The 15768-nt window shown below is 34.0% G+C and carries 20 protein-coding genes, 1 pseudogene and 1 riboswitch; of the genes and pseudogenes, 8 read left to right on the forward strand and 13 right to left on the reverse strand.

Features of this window, described 5'->3' with window-relative positions; genetic code table 11:
* Window positions 1–3 precede the first annotated feature (3 nt).
* A complete protein-coding gene (locus VF726_RS22500; RefSeq protein WP_048551436.1) occupies window positions 4–339 on the forward strand; it encodes a DUF3969 family protein in 336 nt (111 codons plus the stop codon).
* 286 nt (window positions 340–625) lie between these two features.
* On the opposite strand, the pseudogene VF726_RS22505 reads toward VF726_RS22500, so the two are convergent.
* From VF726_RS22505 to VF726_RS22515, 3 genes and pseudogenes are all read right to left on the reverse strand, one after another.
* Window positions 626–916: pseudogene (locus tag VF726_RS22505) on the reverse strand (DAK2 domain-containing protein); the annotation flags it as partial.
* A gap of 61 nt (window positions 917–977) precedes the next feature.
* A complete protein-coding gene (locus VF726_RS22510; protein ID WP_440172255.1) occupies window positions 978–1934 on the reverse strand; it encodes an ATP-grasp domain-containing protein in 957 nt (318 codons plus the stop codon).
* Window positions 1927–2985, reverse strand: coding sequence for an LLM class flavin-dependent oxidoreductase (locus VF726_RS22515; protein WP_440172257.1), 1059 nt, complete (start codon window positions 2983–2985; stop codon window positions 1927–1929). The genes VF726_RS22510 and VF726_RS22515 overlap by 8 nt, the downstream gene beginning before the upstream one ends.
* 82 nt (window positions 2986–3067) lie before the next feature.
* Window positions 3068–3174, reverse strand: a riboswitch (SAM riboswitch).
* A 267-nt stretch (window positions 3175–3441) separates the two neighbouring features.
* On the opposite strand from VF726_RS22515, the gene VF726_RS22520 reads away from it, so the two are divergent.
* A complete protein-coding gene (locus VF726_RS22520; RefSeq protein WP_440172527.1) occupies window positions 3442–3519 on the forward strand; it encodes a YjcZ family sporulation protein in 78 nt (25 codons plus the stop codon).
* A gap of 54 nt (window positions 3520–3573) precedes the next feature.
* Here VF726_RS22520 and VF726_RS22525 read toward each other — a convergent pair whose 3' ends face one another.
* Together VF726_RS22525 and VF726_RS22530 are read right to left on the reverse strand one after the other, a co-directional pair.
* A complete protein-coding gene (locus VF726_RS22525) occupies window positions 3574–3855 on the reverse strand; it encodes a hypothetical protein (RefSeq protein ID WP_048551443.1) in 282 nt (93 codons plus the stop codon).
* Between the two features lie 289 nt (window positions 3856–4144).
* Window positions 4145–4534, reverse strand: coding sequence for a hypothetical protein (locus VF726_RS22530; protein WP_144649924.1), 390 nt, complete (start codon window positions 4532–4534; stop codon window positions 4145–4147).
* A 292-nt stretch (window positions 4535–4826) separates the two neighbouring features.
* On the opposite strand from VF726_RS22530, the gene VF726_RS22535 reads away from it, so the two are divergent.
* On the forward strand, window positions 4827–5378 hold the full coding sequence (locus VF726_RS22535) for a DUF4352 domain-containing protein (protein ID WP_440172261.1): 552 nt from the start codon (window positions 4827–4829) through the stop codon (window positions 5376–5378).
* A 196-nt stretch (window positions 5379–5574) separates the two neighbouring features.
* Here the strand turns inward: VF726_RS22535 and VF726_RS22540 are convergent, their stop codons facing one another.
* The 3 genes from VF726_RS22540 to VF726_RS22550 form a co-directional block, all read right to left on the reverse strand.
* On the reverse strand, window positions 5575–5925 hold the full coding sequence (locus tag VF726_RS22540; RefSeq protein WP_000946187.1) for an SH3 domain-containing protein: 351 nt from the start codon (window positions 5923–5925) through the stop codon (window positions 5575–5577).
* A gap of 183 nt (window positions 5926–6108) precedes the next feature.
* A complete protein-coding gene (locus VF726_RS22545) occupies window positions 6109–6321 on the reverse strand; it encodes a DAK2 domain-containing protein (protein WP_440172263.1) in 213 nt (70 codons plus the stop codon).
* Window positions 6322–6500: 179 nt separating this feature from the next.
* The gene (locus VF726_RS22550) at window positions 6501–7013 is read right to left on the reverse strand and encodes an RrF2 family transcriptional regulator (protein WP_440172265.1); all 513 of its coding nucleotides are present in this window, start codon (window positions 7011–7013) and stop codon (window positions 6501–6503) included.
* Window positions 7014–7375: 362 nt separating this feature from the next.
* Here VF726_RS22550 and VF726_RS22555 point away from each other — a divergent pair, with 362 nt between their 5' ends.
* Complete coding sequence (locus tag VF726_RS22555) at window positions 7376–8017, forward strand: FMN-dependent NADH-azoreductase (protein WP_440172268.1); 642 nt, start codon at window positions 7376–7378, stop codon at window positions 8015–8017.
* A gap of 73 nt (window positions 8018–8090) precedes the next feature.
* Here VF726_RS22555 and dhaK read toward each other — a convergent pair whose 3' ends face one another.
* On the reverse strand, window positions 8091–9842 hold the full coding sequence (dhaK, locus tag VF726_RS22560) for a dihydroxyacetone kinase subunit DhaK (RefSeq protein ID WP_440172270.1): 1752 nt from the start codon (window positions 9840–9842) through the stop codon (window positions 8091–8093).
* A gap of 178 nt (window positions 9843–10020) precedes the next feature.
* On the opposite strand from dhaK, the gene dhaS reads away from it, so the two are divergent.
* A complete protein-coding gene (dhaS, locus tag VF726_RS22565) occupies window positions 10021–10587 on the forward strand; it encodes a dihydroxyacetone kinase transcriptional activator DhaS (RefSeq protein ID WP_000204220.1) in 567 nt (188 codons plus the stop codon).
* A gap of 19 nt (window positions 10588–10606) precedes the next feature.
* The gene (dhaQ, locus tag VF726_RS22570) at window positions 10607–11605 is read left to right on the forward strand and encodes a DhaKLM operon coactivator DhaQ (RefSeq protein WP_440172273.1); all 999 of its coding nucleotides are present in this window, start codon (window positions 10607–10609) and stop codon (window positions 11603–11605) included.
* A gap of 210 nt (window positions 11606–11815) precedes the next feature.
* Here dhaQ and VF726_RS22575 read toward each other — a convergent pair whose 3' ends face one another.
* Window positions 11816–12562, reverse strand: coding sequence for a YiiX/YebB-like N1pC/P60 family cysteine hydrolase (locus VF726_RS22575; protein ID WP_440172275.1), 747 nt, complete (start codon window positions 12560–12562; stop codon window positions 11816–11818).
* A gap of 102 nt (window positions 12563–12664) precedes the next feature.
* Between VF726_RS22575 and VF726_RS22580 the strand changes: the two genes are divergently transcribed.
* Entirely contained in the window at window positions 12665–13012 is a 348-nt protein-coding gene (locus tag VF726_RS22580) for a DUF3139 domain-containing protein (RefSeq protein ID WP_440172278.1), read from the forward strand.
* Between the two features lie 111 nt (window positions 13013–13123).
* Here the strand turns inward: VF726_RS22580 and VF726_RS22585 are convergent, their stop codons facing one another.
* A complete protein-coding gene (locus tag VF726_RS22585; RefSeq protein WP_440172535.1) occupies window positions 13124–13354 on the reverse strand; it encodes a hypothetical protein in 231 nt (76 codons plus the stop codon).
* 106 nt (window positions 13355–13460) lie between these two features.
* On the opposite strand from VF726_RS22585, the gene VF726_RS22590 reads away from it, so the two are divergent.
* Entirely contained in the window at window positions 13461–13901 is a 441-nt protein-coding gene (locus VF726_RS22590; protein ID WP_440172280.1) for a hypothetical protein, read from the forward strand.
* A 161-nt stretch (window positions 13902–14062) separates the two neighbouring features.
* Here the strand turns inward: VF726_RS22590 and VF726_RS22595 are convergent, their stop codons facing one another.
* Window positions 14063–14698, reverse strand: coding sequence for a hypothetical protein (locus VF726_RS22595; RefSeq protein WP_440172282.1), 636 nt, complete (start codon window positions 14696–14698; stop codon window positions 14063–14065).
* A 140-nt stretch (window positions 14699–14838) separates the two neighbouring features.
* Window positions 14839–15489 (reverse strand): VanZ family protein, encoded by a 651-nt coding sequence (locus tag VF726_RS22600; protein WP_440172285.1) that lies wholly within the window; start codon window positions 15487–15489, stop codon window positions 14839–14841.
* Window positions 15490–15768 lie beyond the last annotated feature (279 nt).

Here is a 15768-nt window from a genome sequence, read left to right on the forward strand (position 1 = left end):
TACATGTATGATTTACGTGTAGAATCGAAAGATATTCAACAGTTTGAGAAAATGATATTAATAAATATATTGGGTGTTCTAAATGCATTAGAAGAACAGTTGATAACGATTGAAGAAGCGGAGAAAATAATATTTACTCCCTATACAATAGATTTATTAAGATCAAAAAAAGTTTCTGAGGAAGTACTTCATGTTATTTATTTAGGAACTGAGCTAGAAGATATTTATAGTTTGATGCCTAATGAATTAAAAGATACTTTGTTAGAGATAAAACAGTTGGTATTAAAATTATTGCAGGAAAAGCAAGAATTTAAAATTTTAGATAAGGCATTAAGATAATTTAAAAGACATGGAAAACAATTGTTTTCCATGTCTTTTTTGGTTCTGGTGCAAATAAAGGATACATTCAAAAAAACAATGAGAAATCCTACCGGAATCTTTCTTTACACTGTTAACCCAAATAATTAATGAATGAATTGTTTTTGATTTTGAACATACTGATCACACACCCTTTTGTAGAGTAATAGTATATCCAAGATTTACAGATTCATTGCACAAGTGTTATATTTTTTGCACCAGAACCGAAAATCCCTTCTACCTTAAGATAGAAGGGATTTTCTCATTTCTACTTCAAACTACCCGCAATCTCCGTAAAGATAACTCCAAGTGCATGCGCACCTGCATCTGGATAGCCTAAGCTTCTTTCACCAACTGTACCGGCGCGGCCCATGCGAGCTACGATTTCTTTCGTGTACTCTGCGCCTTTAACAGCTGCTTCTGCTCCTTTTTCAAAGGCAGTTTTCATATCTTCTTCGTTTGAAGCGCTAGTTAACCAAGAGTCTACACATGGAGCAAGTGCATCAACAAGCGTTTTATCACCAACTACTGCTCCTCTACCGAATGATCTTTCACCTATAAAATCTGCTATCTCTTCTTTTTTTCTATATTTGCACCAGAACCTTATTTTTTAATCAACACTATTTAACTGACTCTACTTGTTTCTCTAATTCTCTTCCAAGAAATTTAGCAAGCTCAAGCATACCAAATTGATTAGCTACAGACTCTGCATCAGAATTATAGTTTGTGTTTGTATTAATATCATACGTATAAATTATTCCATCCAAACTGCGAATAAATTCAATACCAGCAACAGTAATTTCATTTTCTTTCAAAAATTCTTTGTACTGTTCAATGATCGGCTCGTGGAAGTCCGGTATAATTTCAAATTTTGTTGACGCTTCTTTCTTACTCTCTTCTCCTACTGGGCAGAAAGCATCTTGAATCGAGCATGCATCCGCTGGACAAAGCTCGAATCCTTCTGATGTATCTACTTTAACTGCATATACAAACTGACCGCCTACAAATTCACAACGTGTAATATATGGTTCTGGCGCTTCAATATATTGCTGGATTAAAGTAATTCCATCAATAGGTTCTTCAAACGCCGGACTATCCATATATTGTTCTAAAGCATCGATGGAATGAAATAGTTGAACACCGAGGCCTTTACCTGCACGGTTATGCTTTGTAATGAACGGCACTTCCCCTAACTCCCTAGCAGCTTTTACTATATGATCACGGCCAACAGCACCAATTGTTTTTGGCACTTGTATACCAAAATTTCTTAATGCTGCATATTGATTCAATTTACTTACTTCAAGACGTAATGCACGAGACCCATTAAATACTGTTCGCCCGTATCCTTCTAACCAAGCAAGAACTCCTTCCGTCAACTCAGGTGCATATCTATGACCTCTCGTATGTGAAGAAGCACTCATGCGGCTATAAAAAACACCTTGGGGAGGTTCTTGTTCTAACGTAATTGTTCCTTCATTTAAAAACCATTCCTCATACGGTAACTCCAGTTCTTCCAACCTTTTCACTAAATGATCCGTCCATTCCTTATTCTCATGTAATATGTAAATTTTACTCATTTGTAATCAATTCCTTTCTTTTTGCTTCAACTAATGGCATCACTTTTTCAGAAAATCGTTTCATCTCTTCAAGCTGTGGCGAAAATTGTAAAAGTAATAACGTAACACCCACTTTTTCAAAGGCGAGTATCCTTTCTGCAATTTGTTCTGGTGTTCCAATTAAATTAGGACGTAATCCACGATTAGATACGGAATAATCATTCAGCTTCACTTGCTGTTCCAAATGCGATTTACTAATAAAATCTTGGTAACCCGCATAACCTAAAGCATCATCTTTCACATCCGTTATGCGTCTCCATTCTTCTAATGCCTCTTCTTCTGTATCACGACAAATGACGTAAGCCGCGAGCCCGAATGACTGCAATGGCTTCTCTGTAACTTTCTTTCTACGATTCTTCATATCTTCTATTTTCACTGATACTTCTTCCACTGTTCCTCCATGCATGACATATGCATCCGCATGGTTTACAATTACTTCTTTTCCTCGCTCACTCTCACCACCTGCATAGATCTTAATTCCTTGTTTCTGTACAGGTTTTGGACTTAAATGTGTATGATGAAGCTCATAAAAATTCCCTTTATACGAAAACACTTCTTCTTTCCAAAGCTCTTTCAAAACTGTTACAAATTCCTCTGTGCGATCATATCTTTCATCATGTGCGGTAAATACTCCGCCGTACTGTCTCGCTTCTTCTTCCCACCACGCTGAAACTACATTCAATGTAAAACGACCATTACTTAATTGATCGATATTCGCTGCCATTTTCGCTGTAACCGCTGGATTGTGGAAGCCAGGTCTTACAGCTGTCATAATCTCTAATTTATCCGTTACTGCTGCAAGTGCTGCCGCAGTTGTCCACGCTTCTAAACTTGGTGCTGAAACACCTTTTATATCATTTAAATTTAATTCCGCAATAAGAGTTGTTGAAAAACCTAATTGTTCTGCCGCTTGTGCTGTTTGTTTTGCATACTCAAACGTAGGCGGCATAGATTCATCCTCTACATTTCGAAGCCATCCCCCAAAAATCGGTAACCAAAAACCATACTCCACTACATACTCCCCCTTCATCTCTTAGCCATAAAAAAGACTACTCTTATTCAAATAAGAGTAGCCTTCTTGACTAATTGAACCGCTCTTATCTTTCAGGTGTTTTTTCACCTGCAGGATTTGGCACCTTTCGTCTCACACGAGGTTGCCGAAGTTTCATAGGGCCCGTCCCTCCACTTCTCAACATAAGAATTGTTTGATTTTTATTTATTATAATCATCAGAATAATAAAAATCAATCATTTAATACTCATTTTTCCTATAAGCATTAAATGATATATAAGAAATCATATTTTTATAGAGGTTCATAGGGATATTATCTTGTTTTACTTCCGAATATATAAAGGGGTATATTGTATCATGTCGAAAACATCATTTATAACTAAGTTGCTTTGCTTCTATTGTAGAGATGATAGAGAATATACAAACATAAATATCAACTTACAGAAGTTTTAGTAATATGAAAAATAAAAGAACCTCAATATTAGTTGTATTATTTATTCTATTAATCATTATCGGATGCAGTTGTTTCTGCTAAAAAACTATTAGAAAAGGTACCTATATATAGGTACCTTTTCTTCATATGTATTTATTAAGATTTGTATTTTTTGACTGTACAAGGAATAGTTACAATGTATAAATCTATAGCATAGATTGTAACCCAAATACCTTTACCTTCAGCCGCTAACTTTTCATTCAATTGTGATAAATGCTCTGAAACTTTTCTTTTACCCCACTTTCTAGGAAACCATTGAAAAACCTTAGGAACATTATGTTTTTTGTTATACCATACATTCAATCTCCAAAAAATCAAGAAAAACGAGACAATCACTACAATACAAAAAATATCAAAATATGAAATCCCTAAAATCATATAATATATTCTCCATTTCCATATAAATTAAACATAAATAAATCTATATATATAATATTAAATATTAAAACCCATTTATTGATGCTATAACAGGCTCACTCGATGATTGTTATATTTTTTCATGGTTTTTAAGCAATATAATACCTTCTTAACACCAAGTGTACAAGTAAAAGAAGACATCTTAATCGATGTCTTCTTTTCTTATACAATAACAACACAATAAAATTAAGTTGATTCAAGCTGCAGGATACTACCTTGATATGATAATAAAGAATACATCATCACATTGTCAGCAAGCAAAAGTGTATTCTGCATTTCTGAAAACAGTAGATGGCAGATTGTGACCTGCTGAATCTGCTAAGAAAGAATATACAAGAACATCCTTAACATCGTCTTTATTTCCACTAATGATGACATCAAGAAAATCTTCTATGTGGAATTCTGGCGTAAACAACACAATCTTAGTTGTTCTGTTTGGTTCTAAAGAAACAAAAGTACGAGAAATTTCAACTAATTCATTTTGAGTTGGAAAAGAAGTGTTTGGACTTCTCTTAACAGTTACCGTTACATTACTAGTATGGCAGCGTGAATCATTGTTTAACATAATGTTGAGAGCAGTTGGAATAATCCCATTTTCAGAAACTGGAACTCGAAACACTCCAGTAGATTTATGAGCCATATAATCACATCCTTTCAAAATAAAATATATTTACAATATATTAGATGCAAGAAACGTTCATTTTGATAGGGACAAATTATATGATTAATATATCTATAATAACCCTTGGTATTACTAAGACAATGATTTAAAAGATTAACAAATATCGTGAGAACCAATCGAATGTATATGAAAAGAAAAAAGAATAAGGCGCCTAAAAGATTCCCTATTTTGAGCCAATAATGAGACATTATGTTAATCTTATATGTATAGTTGCACAAAATTGAGAAACTTAAGGAGACAGATCAATTTTATGAGAAAATCATTCATATTACTTACTTTCATTCTAGTATTAGTCAGTGTTACGGCTGCTTGCACACAAGATAAAAAAGATAGTGCCGTTGAAAATAGTCCAATAGAAGAACCAACCGCAAAAAATGAAAATGAAGAATTAATAAATTTTGAAGAAAAAGAAGATATGAGCCGCTTGGAACAAGGTATTTTATTAGTTGGTGAGAGTGTTAAGGGAGGCTATTACTTGAGCGCTGTTCATAGTGCATATTTAAATGATAGCAACGATTCCGTCGTTGTTAATGTCTCTGTAAAAAATGTACGAGGTCAAACGATTGGACTATCAGAATTAAAATATAACTTAAAAGATGAAAAAGACGGAAAAACTTATGAAGGAAAGGTGCTTGACCAAAACCCTTCTAATATACAAGTTAAACCAAATGAAACGGTAGAATTAAAAATAGCTTTTGAAGTACCAAGTACCGCAGATGAATATATGTTTTATATTGAAAGCTCTTTAGATCCTCTAGGAGCACACTGGAAAATCGATAAGCTGCAATCACAAAAAAACTAAGTCTCAAATAAGCAAAAAGCAATGAAAAAATTTGATATAGATACAAATGAATAATATATAAACATAAAACCATCGATTTAATGAATCGTTGGTTTTTTTTTCAAAAAATGCTCCATTAAAAACTAGGAGACAAAAAAACTAATCCCTAAAAGAGATTAGTTCAATAAATCCAGAGTTATTATTATATTACATAGTTTTATGAGCAAACGTTATATAATGTTGTGTGGGATACATAACCTGTCATCCCTTTATAAGTAACTTTTAACCACTGTTTAGAATTACTATAATGCCCTTGAACATACTCACCTGTTACCCATGTGCCAGTAATTTTCTGACCACTAGTAAATGTATGTAAGACAGGTGATCCCACAGTGTAACCACTGCGCATCTTTGCACCATATGTACCTACCGTACCTCCCTTTGCACAAGCTGCTACTACTGTTTCATTTTCAGTAGTATTCGTAGCCGCGAAAGCAGAGCCGTTAAATGTAAATAAAGTAAACATAAAAGCTGTTAATAAAGTACAAATAGATAAGCGACGTAACAAAATAAATTCCCCCTTTTTTTATAATTTATTTCTTCACAAATGATTATCTTAAATATTCTAACTATTTTCAATATATTAATGTTGAGAAATATTAGTTGTATTTTTGAAATAAGATTTTATCAAAAATATTAACAAACTCATATTTTACAGAGAGAGCCCCAAAAGAAGACTTCTACATATCAACTATAAAAAAACTCCACCATGAGGCAGAGGGACTTTCAAACTACCCGCAATCTCCGTAAAGATAACTCCAAGCGCATGTGCACCTGCATTTGGATAGCCTAAGCTTCTTTCACAAACTGTACCAGCGCGGCCCATGCGAGCTACGATTTCCTTCGTATACTCTGCTCCTTTTTCAAAGGCAATTTTCACTATGTTTAAAATATATGAACACATAAATTCATTTACGTTTTACGAAAATAAAATTGTATTGTTTAGAATTTCAATGTTAATCAATTTGAAACTTTATGAGTTAATTAAATTTGATATTTAAAGAAGGAATTTGTGATGAAGTATTCACATGATGGAATTAATGTCAAAAAACAAAAAAACTCTAACTAATTCGTCATGGCGATTTAGTTAGAGTTTTTTTGTTTGAAGTATTCACGAGTATCTACCCTTATCTTTTCAGGTAAAACAATATCAAGTTCTTTATCTAACCATGCAAGAGTCTTTTTACGAAGAAACTCACGCATGTGTTCTTCCGCTTCAAGCATTACTAAGTTAATTGTACAAGAAGAATTGCTAGGTTCACAAGAATTGCAAGCCTCGGCCTCATCTCGATATAGTAGACCATTCTGTACAATATTTTTACATTGAAAAATAGGTTTTGGACCTTCGACAGCTTCTATTACATCCCAAAAAGAAATATCTTCTGGAGACTTAGCTAACCTATACCCGCCCTTTACACCTGGGACAGAACTTACAATGCCAGCTTTAGATAATTTACCGAAAACTTTTGAGAGAAATGTTTCAGAAAGCCCTTGGAACTCTGCCAAATCTTTAATTCCAACACTTTCCTTGGAAGGAGTGTTAATTAAATAAACTAGGCAATGCAAGGCATATTCAACCCCAACACTATACTGCATATACAAATCACCTGCTTTTTATTTTAAGGGTTATCAAATTGTATCTTAGGACCATTTAGAATTTTAGTCAAATAAAGTGAAACTTTAATCAGTGGGGGTTTTCTTCATCCCCCACTGATTATTAGTTGAACCAATCGGACTTTTATGGGCAGTTGATCCCCTACCTAACTTCTTTGCTTTCGCTGAATTTTGAGGTGGAGGTCTTACTGCCCATTAAAGCGGGATAAAAAAAGGCTCGTTTAGAATAGTATGTATTTCATTTGACAAAAATAATGTCAGAGTTTATATTAAAGACCAAGTTAATCGACGATTAACTTGGTCGACAATTAAAGCGTAAAAACTTTTAAAAAGGGGAAATACAAATGAACAAAACACTTATCATAAACGCACATCCGAAAGTGGATGATACATCATCAGTCAGCATTAAGGTTTTTAACCATTTTTTAGAATCTTATACAGAATTAATTCCTAATAATGAAACGATTGAACAAATTAATTTATACGATGATGTAGTACCAATGATAGATAAAACTGTTTTAAGCGCATGGGAAAAGCAAGGAAATGGCCAACAGTTAACTGATGAAGAGCAAAAAGTAACAGAGCGTATGTCTGAAATTTTACAACAATTTAAAAGTGCAAATACGTATGTTATCGTATTACCTTTGCATAATTTTAATATTCCATCAAAGCTAAAAGACTATATGGACAATATTATGATTGCACGCGAAACATTTAAATATACTGAAACGGGATCAGTGGGACTACTTAAAGATGGAAGAAGAATGCTTGTTATACAAGCAAGTGGAGGAATCTATACAAATGATGATTGGTATACAGACGTGGAATACTCTCATAAATATTTAAAAGCCATGTTTAATTTCCTTGGTATTGAAGATTATCAAATCGTTCGTGCACAAGGAACAGCAGTACTAGATCCAAATGAAGTATTACAAAATGCGTATAAAGAAGTTGAAGAGGCGGCTTCTAGATTGGCTAACAAATAAATTTTTCACTGGAAGCATGATGGTTATAAATAAAGATCCCCTCCACCATAAGGCAGAGGGGATTTTCTCATTCCTATTTCAAACTACCCGCAATCTCCGTAAAGATAACCCCAAGTGCATGTGCACCTGCATCAGGGTATCCTAAGCTTCTTTCACCAACTGTACCGGCGCGGCCCATGCGAGCTACGATTTCTTTCGTATACTCTGCGCCTTTAACTGCTGCTTCTGCACCTTTTTCAAAGGCAGTTTTCATATCTTCTTCGTTTGAAGCGCTGTCTAACCAAGAGTCTACACATGGAGCAAGTGCGTCAACAAGTGTTTTGTCACCGACTACCGCTCCTCTACCGAACGATCTTTCACCGATAGATTGTATGCCTTGCAGTGCTGCTTGCAACATTTCAGCAAATTCTTTCACTGTTAACTCACGCTTCTCGCCTGCTGCTTTACTGGCTGCGCGGAACGCCCCGCCCCAAATTGGACCAGATGCGCCGCCGCAATGTTCCATAATAATCATGGAACAACCGTCAAGGAATGATCCGATCGTTACGTTCTCTTGTTCTACAATCGAATGCCACTCACGTTTTAGTTGCTTAAATCCTTTTGCCACACTCATTCCGAAGTCTCCATCACCAGCATGTGTATCTAATTCACAGAACGGTACTTCATTTTTAATAATAACGTCGCTCATTTTATCAACGAGATAAATCATGTTGTTTAATGTAATAACATTATCTTTTATAACAGCGTGCTCTTCCGCTGTTTCTATTTCAAAGGAAACTTCCTTCTCTTCTGTCTCTTCAAGCACATTCACGTACTCGACACTTTCAACCGGTCCATCTACTTTAAACGCTGGTGTATTACATTCTTTAGATAGTAATGTTTTTAGCTCATCATCTAATTTCATTACTGTTAAAGACATACCAGCCATATCGATACTTGTCATATAATTACCAACGAATACTCTATTAATTGTAATGTTTCTAGCAGCTAATTCTCGCGTCACTGCGTTGTTAAATAAGTAAAGTTCTTGCAGTGGTGTTCCGCCAAAACCGTTAACTAGAAGCGCAATTTCTGCGCCATCTTTTACTCCTAAATCTTTTACAAGATCATTTGTCATACGGTTTGCTAGTTCATCTGCTGACAACATTTTTTCACGTTTAATTCCTGGTTCGCCGTGAATACCTACGCCGTATTCCATTTCATCTTCCGCAAGTGTGAAAGTAGGTGATCCGCTCGCTGGAACTGTACAAGACGTTAATGCTAAACCGATTGTGCGCACGTTAGCCGCTGCTTTTTCCGCGACAGCTTTCACCGCTCCTAAATCCATACCTGCTTCCGCTGCTGCGCCGGCAATTTTATGAACTAAAATAACGCCCGCAACGCCGCGGCGTCCTACTGTATATAGACTATCTTCTACCGCAATATCATCGTCTACTTTTACGTAGTCGACTTCAATTCCATCTTCTGTCGCTAAATGCGCACCGTTTTTGAAATTCATAATATCGCCGCTGTAATTTTTAATAATTAATAACGTACCTTTTTTACTAGCTGTCTCTTTAATTGCTTGATATACCTGAATTTGTGAAGGAGAAGCGAACACATCTCCGCACACTGCCGCATCTAACATTCCTTTTCCGACTAATCCTGCATGCGCTGGCTCATGACCACTACCGCCGCCGCTAATTAACGTTACTTTATTTTCGTTCATTTCTTTCTTCTTAATCACTTTATATTTTTTCAAAAGCTCAAGCTCTGGATGAGCCATAACCATTCCGTTGCACATTTCCATTACTAATGTTTCTGGTTTGTTTATAATCTTTTTCATTGTAGTTCTCCCTCAATTCCTTTAATATATTGTGATATATTTGAAATCTTCTTCTTACTACTCATGGTAAAATGAAAGCGTTTTATAGTAAACGGACAAAATGGACAATCTGTCTAAAGACACCGCTCTCATTTATGGGTAGGATTTTCATATTACTAACATTCTAGGGATGATTCAGATGACCTCTTCTATAATTTCTAAAAAGATAATCGCGAATTCATTGAAGTATTTAATGGAAACAGAGTCGTTTCATAAAATATCAGTGAGCGATATTATGTTACACTGTCAAATGCGTAGGCAAACTTTTTATTATCATTTTAAAGATAAATTTGAACTATTAAGCTGGATTTATAGAGAAGAAACGAAAGAAAATATTATCGACTTTCTCGACTATGAAACGTGGGAAAATATTTTTGATTTATTATTTGATTACTTTTATGAAAATCAAAAATTTTACCGAAATGCTTTTAAAGTCATTGAACAAAACTCGTTTAATCACTATTTATTTGAACATACGAAAAACTTATATATGAAGATTATTGATGAATTATCTGTGAGCTGTGGATTCAGCCTTTCTGATGAGACAAAAAATACGATTGCCTCTTTTTATAGTCACGGCTTCGTTGGAACGATAAAAGATTGGATTGAAAGCAAATGCGAAGTAGATCCGTCCATTATGTCTTCTCTCATGAAAAATATGATAAACAATCAATTACTACTATTACTGGAGCAATCTGCAAAGTAATTAAAGGGTGGCAAAAGCAATGAAAAAGATTATGAATGATGTACAACATATCGTTCAAGATATGATGCATGGCTTTTATTTTGAACATAACGACAAAGTAAATTACGACGAAACAAATAACATCATTTATGTAAAAGATATCGAAAAACTGAAGCAAGGCGTTGTCATTATAAGCGGCGGTGGTAGCGGACATGAACCTGCTGATATCGGCTATGTAGGAAAAGGAATGCTTACGGCGGCAGTAAACGGAAGCATCTTCACTCCGCCTACAGTGGAACAAATTATTGCGGCTACTCGCCACATGCCAAAAGATAAAAGTATTCTATTCATCATTAAAAACTTTAAAGATGATGTAGCGAACTTTTTAGCGGCGACGCAAATTGTCCAAGAAGAAGGAAGACAAATTGACCACATCATCGTAAATGACGACGTTTCAATTGAAGATGATGCTTCTTTTAATAAAAGAAGGCGCGGCGTTGCTGGCACTGTTTTCGTTCAAAAAATACTTGGTGCGGCGGCTCTTGCAGGTCATTCTTTAGAAGAACTAACAGCACTCGGCCGTTCTATCACTGAAAACTTACACACATTAGGAGTCGCTCTTTCACCTGCAAACGATCCAGTGAAAGGAAAGGCTTCATTTTCATTAAACGACGATGAAGTATATTACGGCGTTGGTATCCACGGCGAAAATGGGTACCGTAAAGAGGCACTATCCTCTTCTGAAATATTAGCGATCGAACTAATGAACAAACTAAAAAGCATTTACCGCTGGAGAAAAGGTGACAACTTCGCTATTCTCATTAATGGATTAGGTGCAACTCCATTAATGGAACAATACATTTTTGCAAATGACATTCGCCGTTTATGTGAACTGGAAGGCTTACATATTACATTTGTAAAAGTCGGTACACTGTTAACTTCTTTAGATGTGAAGGGCGTTTCGCTTAGTTTGCTTAAGGTAGAGGATTTGGATTGGGTGAAGTGGTTGAAAGAAAATACGGAAACTGCTAGTTGGTAATACAAATAAAAATAGGATGGCTTCAATGGGCCATCCTATTCTGTACGTATAATTATTGAGGTGCAGCATCTCTAAACTTAATTTTTCATATATTAATATTTTCAAATAATAAGAAATTCAAGATAAAATCCATTTTTCATCTTCTAATTTCTCTTTCGTGTATTTAATACACACTTTAATCTAAAATTCAATTTATATTACTATAAAGTTTTATATAGCCTTAGGCTGATAAGATAAATTAAATTGAGTTGTTAGTCCATAAGGATGCAGTATTGCAAAGGTAGGATTTTTTAGAACTGGCGCAGAACCTGTTCCAAACCAGTATGCTTGCCATACAAGCTTTGAGCAATACATCTCATTTTGTGTGTATTTAGCAGTATTGATTTGATATTTCGCTTTCCCTTTCCAATTATTATAATAATTAGAAGCCCAGCTCCCAGCATTTCTTGCAACTGTACTATTTGGAACACGGAATGCATTAGTTCCTTTATTATGCTTTAAGAAATTCCCGACACTTTCTTTTTTCACTCCACTTTGAATCATATGAATGATTTGACCATCAGATCCAATAATACCCGCATGCCCATGTACCCATGAAACCATTCCACCTCCAGGTTTGCTAGAAATAAAGATATCACCTGGTCTATAACTTGCCGCAGCTGCCATCACATTTGTATCTTCTACTGGAACTTCTTCTAAGTTATCAAGTATACCTAATTCTTCTAAATTATCTAATATACCTAATTCTTCCGATTCTTGAGGTGCTTCGAATAATTTTTGAGCTAACTCATATGTAACGTCCTCACCCAAAATACCTTCTTTTTGTAGCTCTTTGTACCTATCTACTGTTAAAAATTCCAAATTACCACTTTGTTCTTCTGCATGTGCAAAAGTACTAATAGACATTAATGACAATACAATAGATAATGAAACTATCAATTTGATAAACTTACCCATAATGTACATAACCTCCCTTTTTTGTTATAATATTACAAAATAAATATATACTATTTTAATAACTTATGAAAGGATTTTTTTATGAAGAGGAGAAAAAAAATAATGTTATCCATAGCGATTCTGTTATCATGTTCAATTTTTGCATTTGTATATTTTGTAATTTTTGGTCCTCCAATTAATGAGAAGCAATTATTGAATAGAGTAGAAACATATTTAATTGAGCAAGGTGATAAAAAGGAAGATATCAAATCAATGAAAATACAATATCATTGGACAACGAATTATTATGTAGAGGTTACTTATAAAGACGAACCCAATGCTATATATATGTATACGTATGCTATGGATTATAGCATTAATAAGAAAACCGTCCATTGGCACAATCATAAATTAATTGATGGTTCAGATGAAAGAAACTATCAATTTAAACATTTGTATAAAGAAGATTAAAGAAAATCTATTATTTTCTAGATTTTTTGGTTTTTAACAAAAAAAGTAGCCCCAATCTGTTCATGAAAGGTTGGAGCTACTTTAAGTTAGATTTTAAAATTTTATACTCACCTATTCGTCCACATCCCTCATACTGTCATACCCACCCATAATTTCAGCAGCAAATGTCCACATGAAATCATGGTATTCAATTTCATACATAATAATCGCGCCGAGTATTGCGACTGCAAATCGATTCATCATGCCAAGCATCGGTTCTTTTTCTTTCTTTACAACGCTACCTCCCCGGCACACTACATCTATCATTCTAAATACGAAATATAAATATAGAAAAAATTCCACATAGACCCAATAATAGTTAAAATATTATAATGAAATTACCCTACACAGTTCCTTTTATCAGGGGACGTGGTGAAATAAAAATCAGTGATGCGTGGGTGAATAAATAATGTTAAAAAATCTAGAAAATCTTATCACTTCGGCCGCTTTCGAAGAAGCTGAAAAATTATTTAAAAACAATAACTTCGAGCAATTTTCAGAAGAAATACTATATGTTACTTATGAAAATAGTAGTATTACCAAATATAGTTTTATAAATTATTTATTAATGAAAAAAGAATCAAGTGATTTACATGATCTTTCATTTGATTTACTAGTAAATCCTTTATGTCATATAGAAGGAGCATATTATTCTGCTTTATATCATGCTAAAAAATCCGTGGAGTTAACAAAAGAAGAAAATGTGGATAGTTTATTACAATTACTATTTCTTCATTCCGTACCAGATAAATTAATTTCTGATACAAAGGCAATTGAAATTTGCAATAAAATTTTAGAATTAGATGCTTCTAATGAAATTGCTAAAGAAACTATTAAGGAATTATGTTAAATAAGGGATTGCCATATGGCAATCCCTTATTTTTTTCATACAACACAAAAACTATCGAAATAGCTACTTTCCTTACTTTTAAAAACACCGATTGCGTCGGTCTTAGCGAAGATAACAGGTAGCATCAAAGCGGTTCCCGTACTGGATTGCTTTCATTTCATTCATTTTCTTACATCAATAATCAGCTCATCTGTAATCTGCTCAAGATGGAAAAATCCTTTTATATAATGGATATGAGACCATTTTTCTTCTCCACCAATAATAAATAATTCTTGCGCATCATACATAAATGAAAAGCTTGGATAGAAACTGTCAGCCTTTATTTCAATCTCACCAGCGCTATTACTGATAATCTTACAGTCTGCTGAATAGCTTAATAACGTATAGAGAGAATCTTGTGCTGATTGAAAGAAATACTTCATAAGTGTAGTTATATCATCACTACCAGTAATGCACACTTTAAAAAAGTTCGTATCCCTTTTCTTATTAGTAAAAACTAGCTCAAAATGAAGTTTATTCTCTTCTAAAAACCCTTGAATAAAGTCCCTACATAAATAAGTTTCAAATAACATATACATAGGAAATTTGTTATGTGCACCTATCAATTCTTTAATAATTTCTTCAAATCCTGTATGCTGATTCCAATTCGTTCCCACTCCTATCATAATAGGACGATTTAAATAGATAGGATACGGTGATAACCCTTCATCTTTTAACATATACACTCGCTTTTCATCTGTATGAAGAGCTGGCTTAGACTCTTTTAGTACGTATTGAGATAATTGAACATGTAACACATTTACACCTACCTATCATGTAATACATAAACTGCATCTATTAAGTTAGAAAAAGCGATGAGTTATTCACATTTTACCGTGTTTAAGCGTGGAAAACGAGAATCATTTTATAAACGAAATCGTACAAGGGCATAATCACCTCACTGAATGATTAAAGGTCTTCCAAATAAAGCTGGATGATAAATTAACATCGCACCTACAAATGAACATACTATACAAAAAACAGCCTCGTATTTTATGACTAAAGGAGATTTCGTATCAAGCTTTTTCCCCTCTCTTTTCAACATCATTTTAAATAATGCTGTATATAATACTTTATATATTACATACCCAATAATTGCCCCGAAGGTATTCGTAAATAAATCATCAATATCCGTAATTCTATTATTTAATAATTGATTTAACTCAATTGCCAATGAAAAAAAGAATCCCGCGCATACGGTGTTTTTCATTTTTCTAAAATGCGGCCAAATAGCCGGCAATAAAAAACCGAACGGCATAAACAGTACAATGTTTAAAAGATACGTCGTACTACCTGCCGTATCAAATAGAGTCAAATTGATTTGATTTACACGAATCCACGTTTCATATCTACTTATATCCCATACAGTCGCGATCTGCGTCACCTTATACACTAACGAAAGGTAGAACAGAAAAACATATACCCATAGAAAATGCCGAATAGATATAGTTCTTTTCGCTTTAAAATAACATCCAATTTGAAATACAATACAAAACATAATTGTAAAAAAATAAGTATACAAATAACTCATTAAAACTTCTGTATGCATGTGGAATCCCCTAACTTTACATTTTCATCTATGACTTTGTTGTTTATCCCGCATTAACGGGCAGTAAGACCCCCCACTGATTAAAGTTTCACTTTATAGGATAGAAAAAACTTTTAAAATAAAAAGTGGGGTAAATATAAAATTTTTCTTAAATCTTCACATGCAACCCTTGTAGTATTTTCATCTATGCAGTATATATAATCATGTGAAAGTCTAACAAGAGGCAAACAATTAACATGAATGAAAAGGTACTTAGTGAACTAAGAATTCGTGATGCGT

The organism is Bacillus sp. Brlt_9, assembly GCF_051948935.1.
In the GTDB taxonomy this organism is placed as follows: domain Bacteria; phylum Bacillota; class Bacilli; order Bacillales; family Bacillaceae_G; genus Bacillus_A.